This is a genomic window from Leucobacter musarum subsp. musarum (assembly GCF_001273845.1).
GTDB lineage: Bacteria > Actinomycetota > Actinomycetes > Actinomycetales > Microbacteriaceae > Leucobacter > Leucobacter musarum.
The window spans coordinates 133,651-149,675 of record NZ_JHBW01000066.1 but is presented as its reverse complement, the minus strand read 5'-3'; the positions used below and the strand labels follow the sequence as shown (position 1 = coordinate 149,675).

At 68.6% G+C, this 16,025-nt stretch carries 13 protein-coding genes; 9 read left to right on the top strand and 4 right to left on the bottom strand.

Annotated features, from left to right (window positions below):
- The first annotated feature begins 185 nt into the window (after positions 1-185).
- On the top strand, positions 186-1,874 hold the full coding sequence (locus CH42_RS05375; RefSeq protein WP_053352203.1) for a PucR family transcriptional regulator: 1,689 nt from the start codon (positions 186-188) through the stop codon (positions 1,872-1,874).
- 46 nt (positions 1,875-1,920) lie between these two features.
- On the opposite strand, the gene CH42_RS05370 is transcribed toward CH42_RS05375, so the two are convergent.
- Complete coding sequence (locus CH42_RS05370; RefSeq protein WP_053352174.1) at positions 1,921-2,568, bottom strand: Maf family protein; 648 nt, start codon at positions 2,566-2,568, stop codon at positions 1,921-1,923.
- A gap of 153 nt (positions 2,569-2,721) precedes the next feature.
- Between CH42_RS05370 and CH42_RS05365 the strand changes: the two genes are divergently transcribed.
- The 6 genes from CH42_RS05365 (at position 2,722) to CH42_RS05340 (ending at position 9,758) form a co-directional block, all read left to right on the top strand.
- Positions 2,722-2,994 (top strand): GlsB/YeaQ/YmgE family stress response membrane protein, encoded by a 273-nt coding sequence (locus CH42_RS05365; RefSeq protein WP_053352173.1) that lies wholly within the window; start codon positions 2,722-2,724, stop codon positions 2,992-2,994.
- 52 nt (positions 2,995-3,046) lie between these two features.
- Positions 3,047-4,396, top strand: coding sequence for a class I SAM-dependent RNA methyltransferase (locus CH42_RS05360; protein ID WP_053352172.1), 1,350 nt, complete (start codon positions 3,047-3,049; stop codon positions 4,394-4,396).
- 20 nt (positions 4,397-4,416) lie between these two features.
- Positions 4,417-5,373, top strand: coding sequence for a LysR family transcriptional regulator (locus CH42_RS05355; protein ID WP_053352171.1), 957 nt, complete (start codon positions 4,417-4,419; stop codon positions 5,371-5,373).
- Positions 5,374-5,468: 95 nt separating this feature from the next.
- Positions 5,469-6,911 (top strand): MFS transporter, encoded by a 1,443-nt coding sequence (locus CH42_RS05350; protein WP_053352170.1) that lies wholly within the window; start codon positions 5,469-5,471, stop codon positions 6,909-6,911.
- A complete protein-coding gene (locus tag CH42_RS05345) occupies positions 6,908-8,194 on the top strand; it encodes a M20 family metallo-hydrolase (RefSeq protein ID WP_053352169.1) in 1,287 nt (428 codons plus the stop codon). The genes CH42_RS05350 and CH42_RS05345 overlap by 4 nt, the downstream gene beginning before the upstream one ends.
- Before the next feature lie 10 nt (positions 8,195-8,204).
- On the top strand, positions 8,205-9,758 hold the full coding sequence (locus tag CH42_RS05340; RefSeq protein WP_082309303.1) for an amidase: 1,554 nt from the start codon (positions 8,205-8,207) through the stop codon (positions 9,756-9,758).
- On the opposite strand, the gene CH42_RS05335 is transcribed toward CH42_RS05340, so the two are convergent.
- The 3 genes from CH42_RS05335 to CH42_RS05325 are packed head-to-tail and all read right to left on the bottom strand — an operon-like array spanning position 9,716 to position 12,086.
- Positions 9,716-10,099: a cupredoxin domain-containing protein gene (locus CH42_RS05335; protein WP_075205250.1), complete on the bottom strand. Its 384-nt coding sequence runs from the start codon at positions 10,097-10,099 to the stop codon at positions 9,716-9,718. The genes CH42_RS05340 and CH42_RS05335 overlap by 43 nt on opposite strands.
- A gap of 13 nt (positions 10,100-10,112) precedes the next feature.
- Positions 10,113-11,546, bottom strand: a complete 1,434-nt coding sequence (locus CH42_RS05330) for an NAD(P)H-quinone dehydrogenase (RefSeq protein WP_053352167.1) — start codon at positions 11,544-11,546, stop codon at positions 10,113-10,115.
- Between the two features lie 54 nt (positions 11,547-11,600).
- Positions 11,601-12,086, bottom strand: coding sequence for an SIP domain-containing protein (locus CH42_RS05325; RefSeq protein ID WP_053352166.1), 486 nt, complete (start codon positions 12,084-12,086; stop codon positions 11,601-11,603).
- Positions 12,087-12,400: 314 nt separating this feature from the next.
- On the opposite strand from CH42_RS05325, the gene CH42_RS05320 reads away from it, so the two are divergent.
- Positions 12,401-15,121 carry an aminotransferase class I/II-fold pyridoxal phosphate-dependent enzyme gene (locus tag CH42_RS05320; RefSeq protein ID WP_075205249.1) on the top strand — a complete coding sequence of 907 codons (2,721 nt, stop codon included), beginning with the start codon at positions 12,401-12,403 and terminating at the stop codon, positions 15,119-15,121.
- Positions 15,122-15,152: 31 nt separating this feature from the next.
- Positions 15,153-15,977, top strand: coding sequence for a purine-nucleoside phosphorylase (locus CH42_RS05315; RefSeq protein WP_053352200.1), 825 nt, complete (start codon positions 15,153-15,155; stop codon positions 15,975-15,977).
- Positions 15,978-16,025 lie beyond the last annotated feature (48 nt).

The window sequence follows — 16,025 nt, the reverse complement described above, 5'->3', positions numbered from 1 at the left end:
CGATGACGTGGGGAATGCGTGCCATCCGTCGTCCTCTTTCCTGTGAATCGGCATATCGCCCGTCATTTCGGGCAATATGTTCGGGATCGACCGATCCCGCTGTGTCCTAGTGTTGCAGGGCAGATGCAACCAGGCGACCCCCAAACCATCCACGATTCACTCAACTGCCATACACTGTGTTCGATATGCATGAGACACCCGAATCCCAGCCGGCCGACGCGCCGGCGGTCACCGTCGCCGAAGCCCTCGCGCTCGCCGAAGTGCAGGCGGGCGCACCCGAGCTCGTCGCCGGCGCCGCCGGGCTCGAGCGACCGATTCGCTGGGCTCACGTCGTCGCGGGCACCGGGGCCTTCGCGCTGCTCGAGGGCGGCGAGCTACTGCTGTCAACCGGAGCCGGTTGGCCGGCGGATCACCCAGGGCTCGAAGCCCTCGCCGCACAGGTCGTCGCCGCAGACCCCGCGGCCGTCGTGCTCGAATTCGGGGCGCACATCCACGCGGCTCCCGCCGAACTCGTCGCGGTGTGCGAGGCGCACGCGATCCCGCTCATCGTGCTGCACCGTGAGGTGCGATTCGTGCAGATCACACAGCGCGTGCACCAGCGTGTGCTCGCCGCACAGACGGAGGCACTCGCCGCCCGCGCAGAAGTCCACACCATGCTGACCGAGCTCGGCCTCAACCGCAGCCCCGTCGACTACGTGGTGGAACGGCTCGCCGAAAGCCTCGACGCCCCCGTCGTGCTCGAAGACTCGGCCGGTCGCGTGGTGGCCTGGGCCGGTGGCGATCTCGCACCGCAGGTGGCGCTCGCGCCCTGGGCTGCGGCGAGCGCGCCCGTGCAGCTGCCCGCCGACACCGAGTCGGTGTCGGTCGAGGCGCAGGGAAAACGGTGGGGCCGACTGTCGGCGCTCGCCGGCCCCCCGCACCCCGCAGGTCGGCGCACGGTGCTCGAGCTCGGTGCGTTCGCGCTGGCGCTGGGCAAACTCGCCGACCCCGACGGCGAGCAGTGGCTGCAGCTGAGTTCGCGGCGCCTGTTCGACGCCCTCCTCACGGGCCGATACCGCAGCGAGGCCGAGCTCGGTACGCAGCTGGCGGCCGCCGGGTTGCCCATTCGCGAGCGGATCACCCTGGGTGCCACGCTGCGCGGCACCGGTGACTTCGGCGGTCACGCCACGCTCGAGCGCGCCCTGCTCGAAACCGCACTCCGTCGCGCGGTCGCGCCCGAGGGCCGGGTGATCCTCGTCCCCGACCCGGCCGAGCAACTCGGCGTCGAAACCGAGCCGGGCCGCACCCCGCTGCTCGCACTCCTGTCGTTCCCGCTCGGCGACGCGCGAGTTGCCGAATCCGTCGAGGGCGCGGCAGCCCCACCCCTCGCCGCACGGCTCGCCCGCGAACTCGAGATGCTCGTGCCGACGCCGACCCCTGGCACCTGGCGCGCCCACCTCGGACTCGGCGCACCAGGGCGCAGCCTCCGATCGCTCATCACCTCGCTTGAGCGCGTGCGCGCCTCGGGCCGGTTGGCCCCCACCGCCGCGACCGGGCGGGTCACCGTGCAGCAGGCCGAACGGCAGGCCCTTGCGTATCTCGTACGCGGGCTCTCGGCCAGCCCGGAAGTGCAGGAATTCGCGAGCGACGCCCTCGGCCCGCTCATCGCCCACGACGCCGCCTCCGGCCCGGGGCACAGCGGCGACCTGCTCGACGTGCTGCGCGCCTACCTCGAGCACCCGACCAACCGCTCGCTCGCCGCGCAGCGCGCGCGCCTCTCACGCTCGGTGTTCTACCAGCGCCTGGCGCTCATCGAAGAGTTGCTCGGTGTCGACCTCGCAGACGGCACGACGATCGCGACACTCACCGTCGCGCTGCTTGCCCGCTCCGAGTAGGGACGGCGTATGCGCGGATTGAGGCTCGCAGCTTTGGCGCGAGGGGTCACCGGTTCCAGAGGCTCGGGTACTCGTGGCCGAGCTCGGTGACGAGTCGGCGCAGCGCCGGAAGCGACAGGCCGATGACACAGCTGGGTGATCCCTCGATGCGTTCGATGAACGCCCCGGCGAGGCCGTCGATGGCGAATCCGCCGGCGAGCTCGAGCGGCTCCCCTGTCGCGACATAGGCCGCGAGCTCGGCGTCGGTGAGATCGGCGGAGAGCGTCACCTTCGCGGTGTCGACCGAGCCTGCGGCGCCGCGCACCTCACCGCCGGTGCAGTCGATCAGCCAGTGACCCGAGTGCAACACCCCGGTGCGCCCGCGGTGCTGCTGCGACCGCTCGAGCGCGACCTGGGGCAGGTGCGGCTTGCCGAGAATCTCGCCATCGAGCAAGAACATCGAATCGCCGCCGAGCACGAGCCCGTCGATCTCGCCGGTGCCCTGCGGCCCGAATCGCCGCACGACGTCCTCGGCTTTCAACCGCCCCAGATACTCAGTGAGTTCGGGTGCGGTCAGCTCGCGACCGAGTTGGGCCTCGCGCGCGACGACTTCCGCTTCTTCATCGACCTCGGGTGAGAAGCACACCGGCTCGATGCCCGCCCCCCTGAGCACGGAAAGACGAGCGGGAGACGTCGAAGCGAGGACGAGGCGCATGCCTGCGAGTCTAGGGCGTGCACGGCGGGCGCAGCCGCGCGGTACACCCTGCGGCTCACGCACGACAACCCCCTGTTCCACGTGGAACGAGAAGGAATACCGTCGTGACATGGGGCTGCAACGTGCTGCCCCGTGAACGGAAGGAGTTCTCTCATGGGTTTCCTCGGATTTTTGCTGCTGGGCCTGATCGCCGGTGCAATCGCGAAGGCCATCCTGCCGGGACGCCAGGGCGGCGGATGGATCGCCACCCTCGTTCTGGGTGTGATCGGCGCGCTCGTGGGCGGCTGGTTGGGCGGGCTCATCTTCAACGCTGACCTCGGAGCATTCTTCTCGATCCAGACGTGGCTGCTGGCCATTGGCGGATCGGTCGTCGTGCTGTTGATCTGGGGCTTCATCACCGGGCGCAACAAGAGCGCGAACGCGTAACGACGCAACGCACCCGCACGAGGTCGGCCTCGGGCAATGGGAGAATAAGGGCATGACTGAATCCACCAGCTCAGCCCCGCTCACTCCCGGCGCCGAGGTCGACCTTGTCGTTTCCGGCATCGCCCACGGCGGTGTCGGCGTCGCGCGGCACGAGGGGCGCGTGGTGTTCGTCGCCGACGCGATCCCGGGCGAGCGCGTACGCGCCCTCGTCACCGATGCCCGAAAGAAGTCGTTCGCCCGCGCGACTGCCGTCGAGGTGCTCGAGGCGTCGCCCGATCGCCAGAGCCACATCTGGGCCGAAGCCGACATCTCTCGCGCTCCCGAAGAGCGCGCCGGCGGTGCCGAGTTCGGGCACATCTCCCTCGATCGCCAGCGTGCGCTCAAGGCCGAGGTACTGGCCGACGCGATGCGCCGCTTCGGCGGCGTCGAGTTCGCCACCGAAGAGGGCGAAGACCTCGCGAGCGCCCTGGCCGAGATCGTCGAGCCGGCACCCGAGTTCATCACGGACGACGCAGACGACTCCGACGCTGCAGACACCGGCCTGGGCTACCGCACGCGCGTGCGCCTGCACGTCGATCCCGAGACCGGCGCGGTCGGGCCCTATGCCGCTCGCAGCCGCCGTGTCATTCCTGTCGAATCGCTGCCCCTCGCGACGCACGAGGTGAATCAGATCGCGCCGCTCACCGACCTCATGCAGGGCGTCGAGACGATCGACCTCATCGCACCGTCGGGCGCCGAACCGCGCATGCTGCTGACGCTTGCGGGCGAGAAGCAGCGCGCCGGTGCAGGCGACACGATTCGCGAGTTCGTGGAGGATCGCGAGTTCCAGGTGCGGGCCGGCGGCTTCTGGCAGGTGCACCGTGCGGCTCCCGCCGTACTGTTCACCGCCGTGCGCGACGCCGTGGCAGACCTGATCGACGAGGGCCGCTTCGACCCCGCCGCCGGCAACCTCGACCTCTACGGCGGTGCGGGCCTGCTCGCGGCCGCCGTCGCCGAGGCCGCCGGCCCCGGCGTGAAGATCGCGACCGTCGAGGCCGAGGCCGCCGCGACCGAGGACGCTGCGGAGAACCTCGCGGAACTCGTCGGCGCGCTGGCCCACACGGCCCGCGTCGACCGGCACCTCGCCGAGCTGCTGAAGGCGTCGGCGCCGGTGCGCGACCGCCTGCGCCGCGGCACCGTCGTGCTCGATCCGCCCCGTTCGGGCGCCGGAAACGGCGTCACCGCGCAGCTCGTCGAGCTCGCGCCGGCGAACGTGGTCTACGTGGCCTGCGACCCCGTCGCTCTCGCCCGCGACACGAAGTCGCTGCGCGACGCCGGGTACGAGCTGACCGGGCTGCGCGCGTTCGACATCTTCCCGCACACCCACCACTTCGAGTCGCTCGCGGTGTTCCAGCGCGCCTGACCCGCTGCGATCATGGACACATGACGACGGCGTTCACTCTGGTCCAGCTCACCTACTTCAACGCGGTCGCCCGCCTGGAGAACATGACCGCGGCCGCGGCCGAGCTGAATGTGACCCAGTCGACCCTCTCGAGCGCCATCGCGCAGCTCGAGAGGGAACTCGCCGTCGAGCTGTTCACGCGCGATCGCGGCAAGGGACTGCAGTTGACATCGGCCGGTCGCGCGCTACTCGCCCGCGGGCCGGCGCTGCTCGAGGAGGCCGAGCTGCTCACCGCGTCAGTGCGATCCGCCAATGCAGCGCTCTCCGGCGACCTGACGGTCGGCATCTACGCGCCGCTCGCCCCCTTCCGGGCCCCTGAGATTCTCGACCGCTTCGAACTCGCCTACCCCGACGTGAATCTGACCTTCTTCGAGGGTGATCAGGGCAGCCTGCAAGACGCGCTCCACGACGGTCGCTGCGAGGTCGCGCTGATGTACGACCTCGGCGTCGACCACCGCTTCGCACGCACCGTCATCGACCGGGTGCCTCCCCACATCATCGTGCCCGAGGCGCGGGCGCAGGCGCTCGCCGGGCGCAGCGTGGTCAGTCTGCGCGAGTTCGCCGACGAGCCGCTGATTCTGCTGAATCTGCCGCACACCGGTGACTACTACCTGCGCCTCTTTCAACAGTTGGGTATCGAACCCCGCATTCGTCACGTGTCGCTCGGGTACGAGACCGTGCGATCGTATGTAGCGCGCGGTCACGGCTACTCCATTCTCAACCAGTGGCTCGACCAGAGTTTGACCTACTCGGGCAAGCGGGTCGTGCCGCTGCGCCTCTCCGATGAGTTTCCGCCGACCGAGGTCTCGCTGGTGCAGCGGCGCGATATCTCGCCGACGCGCAAGGCTCGCGCCTTCATCGAGACCTGCCGCGAGATCTACGCGAATGCCGCAGGGTCATCGAGTGACTCGATCACCCGCAACGAACATTCTCATTAGACGCCGCGCCCCGGTCACTCAGAGGATAGGGAGACCCGGCCACCGCCGCTGCAGCGATTCGATCCGACCCGGCCGGGACCATCCTGGAGGACGCAATGACGCCGAATTCCGAAGACCGCCCGACGCTGACCACTGAGCACGCACCCGATGCTCCGACCGATCCCCGCGACGCTCGACCCGCCACTGATCCCGTCAATCTGCCGACGGGGCCGCTCACCATCGCCGAGCGCAAGCACCTCGACCGCAAACGACTGAAAGTGCTGCTCGCCGGAGGCGTCGGGCAGTTCATCGAGTTCTACGATTTCAGCCTGTACGGGCTCTCCGCGTTGACACTCGCCACACTCTTCTTCCCCTCCGATAACCCCGCGATCGGTCTCCTGTCGACCTTCGCCGCGTTCGGCGTCGCGTTCTTCGTTCGTCCGCTCGGTGGGCTCTTCTTCGGCGCGCTGGGCGATCGCTACGGCCGGCGACCGGTGCTGTACGTCACACTGCTGACGATCGGCGTCGCGACCGCGGGCATCGGCCTGCTGCCCACCTACGCCCAGATCGGCATCGCCGCGCCGATCCTGCTCGTGATCTGCCGTCTGCTGCAGGGATTCTCCGCCGGTGGCGAGTCGGTCGGCGCCCCGGCCTTCGTGTTCGAGCACGCGCCGAAGCATCGCCGCGGACTCTGGTTGAACATCACCCTCGCCGCCACGGCACTGCCCTCCGTCGTGGGCGGTGCGCTCATCCTCACGCTGTCGCAGAGCATGCCCGCCGATGCGTTCGAAGGATGGGGCTGGCGGGTGCCCTTCCTGCTCGCTCTGCCGCTCGCGGTCTTCGGGCTCTGGATCCGCTCGCACACCGAAGAGTCCGAGGCCTTCAAAGAGGTGCAGGCCGAGCAGGAAGTCACCGGTGAGCAGCAGACGCCGATTCGCGACGCATTCCGCGAGAACTGGCTGAAGATGCTGCAGGTGATCATGGTCATGGGGCTCACCGCCATGGGCTTCTACTTCTTGTCGGGGTACTTCGTGGCCTACGTGCAGACCGCCGGCGACCTGTCCCGCGAGAGTTCGCTGCTCGCCAATGGCGCAGCGATGCTGCTGTACGCGCTCCTCCTGCCCGTCGGCGGCATGATCGGCGATCGGGTCGGGCGCAAACCGATGCTCATCGCCGGCGCGGCTGCCATCGCGATCATCGCGGTTCCGGCATTCATGCTCGTCACGTCGGGGTCGCTGCCGCTCGCCATTCTGGGGCAGTTCATCTTCGTCGGCGCGGTGTGCATCTACGGCGGCGGCTGCTACACCTTCTTCGTCGAGATCTTCACGACGCGCACCCGCTTCACTTCGGCGGCCGTCAGCTACAACGTCGGCTACGCGATCTTCGGCGGCACCGCGCCATTCATCGGCACCTGGCTCGTCCAGTCCACCGGATTCTCGGCCAGCCCGGGCGTCTACATGGCCGTCGCCGCGGCAGCAGTCTTCTTGGTGCTCGTCTGCACGCGCATTCCCGAAACCCACCCGCTCAAGCGCACCACCTCGATGGGAGTCACACGATGACCGATCACGCATTCCTCGCAGATTTCCACGCCGTCGCCGCGATCGGCGCGACCGACGCCGGCGGTGTCGATCGACAGGCCGCGACGGCTGAGGATCGCGAGACACGCGAGTGGTTCCGCACCTTCGCCGTGGCGCGCGGATGGGAGGTGCGCGTCGACGGTATCGGCAACCAGTTCGCACTGATCGAGTTCACCCCGGGCGCACCTTTCGTACTGCTCGGCTCGCACCTCGACTCGCAGCCGCTCGGCGGCCGGTTCGACGGCGCCTACGGGGTGATCGCCGGCCTGCACGCCGCGGCTCGCGTCGCCGAACAGGTCGCATCGGACGCGGCGACTCCACGCTTCAATCTCGCCGTTGTCAACTGGTTCAACGAGGAGGGCGGCCGATTTGCCCCCTCCATCATGGGGAGTTCGGTTTTCGCCGGCATCAAGGACGAGGCGGAGATGCTCGACGTGCGCGATCTGGCGGGCATCAGTGTGCGCGAGGCGCTCTCAGGTATCGGCTATCTCGGCGTTGACGAACGCCCAGAGATCGCGTCGTACGCCGAGATCCACATCGAGCAGGGTCGGCTGCTCGAGCGCGACGCGCTACCCATCGGTGCGGTGGATCGCAGCTGGTACACCCAAAAGCTCGATATCGAGGTAATCGGAGAGCAGTCGCACACCGGAGCCACGGCGATGGCGGATCGGCACGACGCCCTGCTCGGTGCCGCGCAGATCATCACCAAGGTGCACGAGGTCACCAGCCTGTTCGAGCCCGAAACACTCGTGTCGTCGGTCGGTCAGCTGACGCTCGAACCGAACTCGCCGATCGTAGTCGCACGACGCGTGCGACTCGTCGCCGACCTGCGTGCGGACGACCGCGACGTCGTCCTCGCCGCCCGCGATCAGCTGTTCCGCGACATCGCCGCCGTCGAAACCGCGTTCGGCCTGACCGTGCACGCACGCGACTTCGATGTCCGAGACAACCAGCACTACCCCGAGGCGGGCATCGCGCTCGCCGAGGAGTGCGCGGCCGAGCTCGGTCTCGGCACCCGTCGCATCCGTACGATGGCCGGGCACGATTCCGTGGCGATGAACCGCATCGTGCCCACGGTGATGCTCTTCATCCCCTCCGTCGACGGCGTCAGCCACTGCGAGCGAGAATTCACCACCGATGCCGACATGGTCGCGGGTGTACGTATGCTCAGCGAGGTCGCGCGACGCCTCGTACACGGCGCGCTGAACGATGCGCCGCACGATGCGACATCACTCGCCGAGGCCACCGCGTCGGCCCGAGTCTGAACGGAGCGCCATGACCACCACGACCTCCGCTTCATTCCCCGCGGCGCCGTTGAGCGCTGCGGACTCCCGCGATGATGCGAGCGTCGCGCTCGCGCACCTCGACGCGCACACTGCGCGCGCCCGTTTCGTGAGCGGCGACCTCGCGCCGAGCGAATTGCTGCAGGCGACTCTCGACCAGATCGCGGCGCGCAACCCCGAGGTGAACGCATTCACCGAGCTTCTGGAGCCCGAAGCCCGTGCGCAGGCGCACGCTGCCGACGAGGCCTACGCGCGCTGGCGCCCGGGCGACGCACCGTTGCCGCCGCTGCTCGGCATCCCCGTCGCGACGAAAGAGAAGCACGGCATCGCGGGACGCTCGCTCGAACAAGGGCTCGTCGCCTGCCGCGGGCAGCGCGCGAGTGCACATCACCCGGTGGTCGCCCGCATCTTCGTGGCCGGTGGGGTGATTCACGGGCGAACGACCTCGCCGGAGTTCTCGTGCGCGACGACCACCCACTCGCCCATGTGGGGGGTCACCCGCAATCCGTGGAACCTCGCCGCGACACCCGGCGGATCGTCGGGAGGTGCAGGAGCTGCTCTGGCGGCGGGAATGACGACGCTCGCGACGGCTTCGGATATCGCGGGAAGCACGCGTATTCCGGCCGGGTTCACCGGCACTGTGGGGTACAAAGCACCTTACGGACGGATACCCGGCCTGCCTCCGCTCGCCGCCGACACCTATCGCGGCGATGGCCCCATGGGCCGCACGGTCGCCGATACCGCGCTGCTCAGTCAGGTGATGAGCGGTCGGCACCCGATCGATCATGCGTCCTGGGGACCGCACGGCGGGGACGATCTCATCGCAGCGCTTCGCGGGGCCGATGGCGTGCGCGGCATGCGCATCGGTTTGTCACTCACGCTCGGCGACTACCCGGTCGCGGAGTCGATCCGCGACCGCACCGTGCGCGTGGCCGAGGCACTCGCCTCAGCCGGAGCCGAGATCGTCGAGGTGCGGCTTCCGTGGACCACGGAACGCCTGCGTCACGTCGCGTTCACCCACTTCGGGCATCTTCTCGGGCCGGCGATGGCGGCGATCACCCGTGGCACGGAATCGGAGCTTGCCGCCTACACGCGACGGTTCATCGCCGACGCGGCGCGAGCTGTCAACGGCGTCTCGCTTCCCGAGTCGCTCGCGCTCGATGCCGAGGTGCAGGCCGAGCTCGCAGAGGCGATGTCTCGCGTGGACGTGCTCGTGACGCCGACGCAGGCGGTCGAAATGCTCGATGCGGATGGCGACTACCTCGACGGCATCGACGTCGTCGATGCCACTGGCGCAGCGCGGCATCTCGAGCACTACTGGGAGGCCCACCTCACCAGCCCGTTCAACATCGCCAACCGAGTGCCGGTACTCGCGGTACCGAGCGGCGTCTCGCCGAGCGGCGTGCCCACCGGCGTGCAGATCGTCGGCCACCCGTTCGCAGAGGCGTCCGTCTTCACCGTCGGCTCCGCGATCGAGGAGCTCCTACCTGCGCTCGAGTTTCCCTACGGAGCGACCACTCGCACGACGCCGCGCATCTCGGGGTGAATTGAGCAGAGATACGGGAACTCCCCCGCGTCGTCGAAGACGTGCGTGTACGTGCCCTCCTGCTGCAGCTCCGTGACGAAGCTGCGGTCATCGGCGACCACGTCGTGCTCCCCCGGGCCGACGAACTGCCAGCGCACGGCTTGACCAGGCGCGATCTCGACCTCGGCCGGTTCGTAGCGGTTGTCGCTCACGGTGACAGTCACGACGGCTTTGACGTTCTCGTCCGAGGGCACGGGCTCGGGCTTGCTCGGGGCGCACGCGCTGAGCGCAGCGACGGCGGCGATCCCGAACACCCCCGCGGCGGCCCGCAGCACGCGGCGACGCGACAGCTCCTGCATCATGCCGAGCCCCAGATCAGTGTGTGTGCAGCGCGCGCGCTGCATCCGTGATCGCACCGGTCATCGACGGGTAGACGGCGAATGCCGAGGCGACCTGGTCGACGGTGAGGCGATGCTCGACGGCGAGTGCGAGTGGGAAGATGAGCTCGCTTGCCCGGTGCGCCACGATGACGCCGCCGACCACGGTGCCCGACGCCTTCCAGGCGAAGAGCTTCACGAAACCGTCGGTGAAGCCGATCATCTTGGCGCGCGGGTTCACGCTCAACGGGATCGTGTGCGAAATCGCCTTTGCGACGCCCTCGTTCTCGGCAAGTGTCTGCTCGTTCCAGCCCACGGTTGCGATCTCGGGGTAGGTGAACACGTTCGCGGCGACGTTGCGCAGGTCGATCGGGCGCACGAAGTCGCCGAGCGCGTGCATGATGGCGGTGCGACCCTGCATCGATGCGACCGAGGCGAGCGGAAAGAAGTCGGTGCAATCGCCGGCGGCATAGATCGACGGCACGTTGGTGCGCGCGACTTTGTTCACACGGATGTGGCCGCTTTCGGTCAGGGCCACACCGGCTTTCTCGAGCCCCAATCCCGCGGTGTTCGGGATCGACCCGACCGCCATGAGGCAGTGCGTGGCTTCGATGGTGCGACCGTCTTCGAGTTCCACGAGCACGCCGTTCTCGGTGCGGGTCACCGACGTGGCACGCGACTTCGACATAACGTGCATGCCGAGACGGGTGAACTCGCGCTCGATGACGCCCGCCGCGTCGCGATCCTCACCCGGCAGCACCTGTTCGCGGCTCGAGACCAGGGTGACCTCGGATCCCAGTGTGCGGTAGGCGTTGGCAAACTCGGCGCCGGTCACCCCGGAGCCGACAACGACGAGGTGCTCCGGAACAGACGGCAGATCGTAGAGCTGCTTCCAGGTGAGAATGCGCTCACCGTCGGGTTTCGCGGAATCGAGTTCACGCGGGCTCGAACCCACCGAGACGACGATGGTGTCGGCCTCGATACGGTCGAAGTCCGTGCCACCAGCGGCGGTCGAGATCAGCACGGCGTTGTGCCCGTCGAGCCGCCCCTCGCCCTGCACGACGCGCACGCCGGCGTCTTCGAGCGAACGGAGCATGTCGACCGACTGCGCGCCGGCCATGGCGATGAGGCGCTTGTTGACCGCGGCCAGGTTCACGGCGATCTCGGGGCGCACGGGCTTGCCGTCGCCGCCGGGCACGAACGCCTGCACGCCGAGCTTGCCGGAGTCGCGCACGCTCTGCGCGGCGCTCGCGGTGGCGATGAGACTCTTCGACGGCACGACGTCGGTGAGTACCGCGGCACCACCGACTCCCGCCCGCTCGATGAGCGTGACTTCAGCGCCGAGCTGAGCACCGGCGAGAGCCGCCTCATACCCCCCGGGGCCACCGCCGACTACCGCGATCCGATGCTTGCGTTCACTCGCCTTCGCCATACGGCAATTCTATGGGGCCGGGCGTTGCCGGGGGCAGCAACACTTCTGCGCGAGCTACTCGCCGCGCTCGCAGCGACGACCGCAGTCGCGGTCGCAGTACCCGGGCCAGCGCTTTTCGAGGCGGCGGTCGAGGCTCATCCAGTAAGTCTGCATCACCGAACTCGTGCGGGCGCCCATCCAGAGCTGAATGTTGCGCACGGCTTCGCCGTCGGCCCAGAGCCACTCGTCGAACCAGGCGTCAACTGCTCCGGCGAGCGCTTCGCCGCGTCGGCGACCGAGACCGGGCCTCGGGCTCTGCTCGCGCTGCTCGCGGCACAACCACGTCACGCCCACGTGCGGCGGGGTCGGCAGCGTCTCGATCTGGATCTCCGAGAACACCTCGATGAACACGCGCCCGTAGGCGGTGTCGGGGAGCTCGCGCAGCCATTCCCCGAGTTGCGTCAGGTCAGAGGCGTCGCCGGCGGCGAGCACGCAGTCGATCCCGTCGGGATCGATGACCGAGACGGACTCGGAGAAATCGGATGGTTCGGAGAAGTTCACGTGTTCATCTTAGGGCAACCTAACTTTGGTCGGAAGATCTCACAGCAAATTCGTCGCGAGCGGGCGAACGACGCCAGGAACGTCTCGCATACCGAATTGCGCACGCCGTCATGTGCCGTGTCACGCATCACTCGTCGCATAAGATTTTCTTTCACGGGGTCCAGACGCTGACAGCAGCGCTGCGCCCGAGCGACCGAACGATGAAGTGGGAAGGGCTGCTGCACATGACGAGGATCGACTCCACCGCCACGCCGACGTTCGACGGAGGGGCGACCGTGGCATCGATCGGAATGCGCAGCGGCACGAACCCGCAGATGCACGTGCCCCACACGCAGGGCAAACTCGAGCGCGACCCGGGCATGCCCGCATCGTCGTGGCGCATGCGCAGCGATGCGTGGGAGTACCTGAAGTTCGCGGTGAAGCGCCTCGCGACCGACTCCGACACCGCCGAGACCCTCGCGGCCGACGGCGAAGTGCAGCGCAACCTCCGCGCCCTCGAAACGATCGAGCTGTACTGGGCCGGGTTCGGGCAGCGCTACGTGCAGGCGATCGGTGAACTGCTCGAGGCCGGCGACTACCGCACCGCGCTCGACCGCATCGGCCGCGTCGTGAACCGTCTGCGCCACGACACGGTGCCCGACGAGGGACGCGATGAGTTCTTAGACGAGCAAGAGCGCCAAGAGTTGTCGGTCGACGCCGACCCGCGCCCTCGTTTCGAGGTGCTCGTGATCGATGAGACCACGGCGCAGGATCGCGACGCGCTTCGGGCAGAAGGCCTCAAATTGCGCGGGCCCGCCGACGACTTCATTTACGACTACGTCGTGGTGCCCTCCGCCGACGACGCCGTCGCCGCGGTGCTCACGAACCCGAACATCCTCGCGGTGGTCGTGCGCCCCGGTTTCAGCGAGCGGACCCGTCAGAAGCTCAGCCGCGACCTGCACGACTCGATTCGTCTCGCTCGCGCCGAGGTCGTTCCGGGCTCGGCGCCCGCACGCAGCTCGCTCGCGTCGGTGCAGCGCGTGCTCGGCATCGCCGACACACTCGCGGCGATCCGCCCCGAACTCGACCTCTATCTGGTCGCGGGCGCACACATCGAAGACCTCGCGGGCGCGCTCACCCGCCGGTTCCGCCGCGTGTTCCGCCGTGAAGATCAGCTCGAGCTGCATCTCACACTGCTGCGCCGCATCTCGCACCTCTACGACACCCCGTTCTTCTCCGCGATTCAGGATCACGCCCGCCGCCCGGTCGGGGTGTTCCACGCGCTTCCCGTCGCTCGCGGCGGCTCGGTGGTGGCGTCGAAGTGGATTCGCGACCTCGCCGACTTCTACGGCCTGAACCTGCTGCTCGCCGAGACGAGTGCGACCTCGGGCGGCCTCGATTCACTGCTCGCGCCGGTGCGCACGCTCAAGAAGGCGCAAGAGCTCGCCGCTCGTGCATACGGCGCGAAGCATACGTTCTTCGTCACGAACGGCACGTCGACCGCGAACAAGATCGTGCACCAGGCGCTCACGGCTCCTGACGACGTCGTGCTCGTGGATCGCAACTGCCACAAGTCGCATCACCACGCGGTGATGCTCACGGGTGCCCGCCCGGCATACCTCGAGGCGTACCCACTGAACGATTTCGCGTTCTACGGGGCCGTGCCGATCGACCGCATCAAGCAGCTCCTACTCGATTACCGCGCTGCGGGCCGCCTCGACGAGGTGCGCATGATCACCCTCACCAACTGCACCTTCGACGGCATCGTGTACGACCCGGAGCGCGTGATGGCCGAGTGCCTCGCAATCAAGCCCGACCTCGTGTTCCTCTGGGACGAGGCCTGGTTCGCATTCGGCGCGTTCCACCCCGTCACTCGCCGCCGCACGGCGATGGCTGCCGCGAAGCGTCTGGAGCAGCAACTGCAGACCACAGCCCACGCCGCCGCGTACCGTGCGCAGCAGGAGCGCCTGTTCCTGATCGACGGCACGCCGGCGCCCGACGCGGTGTGGCTCGAAGAGCGGCTGATCCCGGCCCCGACGTCGCGCATTCGCGTATACGCGACCCAGTCCACGCACAAGACACTGACGGCGCTGCGCCAGGGCTCCATGATCCACGTGTACGACCAGGATTGGGTGCGCGACGCAGAGGAGCCGTTCCACGAGGCGTACATGACGCACACGTCGACGTCGCCGAACTACCAGATTCTGTCGTCGCTCGATATCGGCCGCCGCCAGGTCGAGCTCGAGGGCTTTGAGCTCGTGCAGCGTCAGCTCGATCTCGCGACCAGCCTGTCGCAGGCGATCGCCCGGCACCCGCTTTTGCGCCGCACCTTCCGCGTGCTCACCGCGCACGACCTCGTGCCCGCAGCGAATCGCGAGTCGGGCAGGCCGATGCCACTGCGCGACGGGCTCGCCTCGATGTGGCAGGCGTGGGCGACCGACGAGTTCGTCGTCGACCCGTCACGCATCACCATCGAGATCAGCCGCACCGGAGTCGACGGCGATACCTTCAAGCACGAGTACCTGATGGATCGCTACGGCATCCAGGTCAATAAGACGAGCCGCAACACGGTGCTGTTCATGACGAACATCGGCACCTCGCGCAGCGCGATCGCGTACCTCATCGAGGTGCTCGTGAAGCTTGCGGAGCGGTTCGAGGAGGATCAGGCCCAGCACGATCCCAAAGACCGCCCGGTCGTCGAGACCCCGATGCCCCCGCTGCCCGACTTCAGCGAGTTCGCCGCCGAGTACACGAATGCGGATGCACTGCCCGACGGCGACGTGCGCACCGCGTTCTTCCTCGGGCAGAAGCGCGGCGCGGTCGAGCACGTGCTGCCTGCCGAGTTGCGCGCCCGAGTCGAGCGTGCCGAGACCGACGGCGGCGACGCGCCGATCTCGGCCGGGTTCGTGACGCCGTACCCGCCCGGGTTCCCGGTGCTCGTGCCGGGGCAGGTCATCACCGGCGAGGTGCTCGACTTCATGGCGGTACTCGATACGCGCGAGATCCACGGATACGACGCACGCCGCGGCTACCGCATCCTCCGCCCGGAGGCGTGACCAGCGCCCCGCGCCGCCTAAGCTGGTGCGCATGAGCACCGCACCAGCTGAGACCGCCGCAGCCTCCGAACCCGTCGCCCTCACCACCGAGGCGGCCGCCGCCATCGCTCGCCTCACCGGCGTCGAGCGCCACGACATCGCGCTGACGCTCGGCAGCGGCTGGGGCAAAGCCGCCGACGTGATCGGTGAGACGGTCGCGGTGGTGCCCGCGGCCGAGGTGCCCGGGTTCCATGTCTCGGGCGTGCCCGGCCACTCGGGCACGCTGCGCTCCATTCGCCTTGCCAGCGGCAAGCACGCCCTCGTCATCGGGGCGCGCACCCACTACTACGAGGGTCGCGGTGTGCGGTCGGTCGTGCACGGCGTGCGCACAGCGGCGGCTGCCGGAGCGCAGATCATGATCCTCACGAACGGTGCTGGCGGCGTCGACCCGGCGTTCAAGGCCGGTGAGCCCGTGCTCATCAGCGACCACCTGAATCTCACCGCCGTGTCACCCATCGAGGGCGCCAACTTCATCGACCTCACCGACCTGTATGCCTCGCGGCTGCGCGACATCGCTCGCTCGGTCGAGCCGTCGCTGCAACAGGGCGTCTACGTGCAGCTGCCCGGGCCGCACTACGAGACCCCCGCCGAGATTCACTACCTGCGCACCATCGGCGGCCAGATCGTGGGCATGTCGACCGCGCTCGAGGCGATCGCCGCACGCGAGGCGGGCATGGAGGTGCTGGGCCTGTCGCTCATCACGAACCCGGCCGCGGGCATGGGGGATCCCCTGAGCCACGCAGAGGTGCTCGCCGAGGGCAAGGCGGCCGAGCCGCGCCTCGCCGATCTACTCTCGCGCGTCGTCGCGCAGCTGTAGGCCGCCCGGCTAGGCTCGGTGCAGCGCGTCTCGCGCGGTCACTCAAGG